The organism is uncultured Aquimarina sp. (assembly GCF_947492115.1).
GTDB lineage: Bacteria > Bacteroidota > Bacteroidia > Flavobacteriales > Flavobacteriaceae > Aquimarina.
Map to the genome: position 1 here is coordinate 1 of NZ_CANLMM010000047.1, position 550 is coordinate 550.

Consider the following 550-nt stretch of genomic DNA (forward strand, 5'->3'; position numbering starts at 1 on the left):
ACGTTGCGTGTATGAATTGTTATATGGCGAAGCCATTATGATTTATACACCTTGTTGTGGGTGCGTTTTTTTGTCCATTTAATATTCAAACCTCTCCTTTCCAGTTCATCAAAAAACTCGTCAAAAGTCGGAAAGTTAAGATTCTCATCAAATGCATCATATTCCATTCCATTGCAATATACTTTTTTTGATTTCAATGATTTTGAATCTGTTAAATACTCAATTCTAACCCATTTATATCCAGAAAGTAAATTTATACTAGTGTCATCTCGAAATATTATTCTTTTTATTCTATCCAATCTAATTTTTTCTTCTCTTTTGAAGAATATGAATCGATTTATAATTAAAATCTCCTCATCATTAAGAATAAAATCACTATTCATAATTGCGTAATAGCTGTATACACCAACTAAAAGAATAACTGATGTAATTACAATAAAAATACTTGATAAATCTATGTTAATCAATTTTGTTTCAATTCCAAATGTCAATCCTAACCCTAAAACTGCGATCAAGATTAGAATTATTTTTAACTCTAATATGTGACTTT

At 27.6% G+C, this 550-nt stretch carries 1 protein-coding gene; it reads right to left on the reverse strand.

The window, feature by feature from the left end; genetic code table 11:
- Nucleotides 1-35: 35 nt before the first annotated feature.
- A partial coding sequence (locus Q1A73_RS24465) for a hypothetical protein (protein ID WP_299611457.1) occupies nt 36-550 on the reverse strand: 515 nt, incomplete at its 5' end.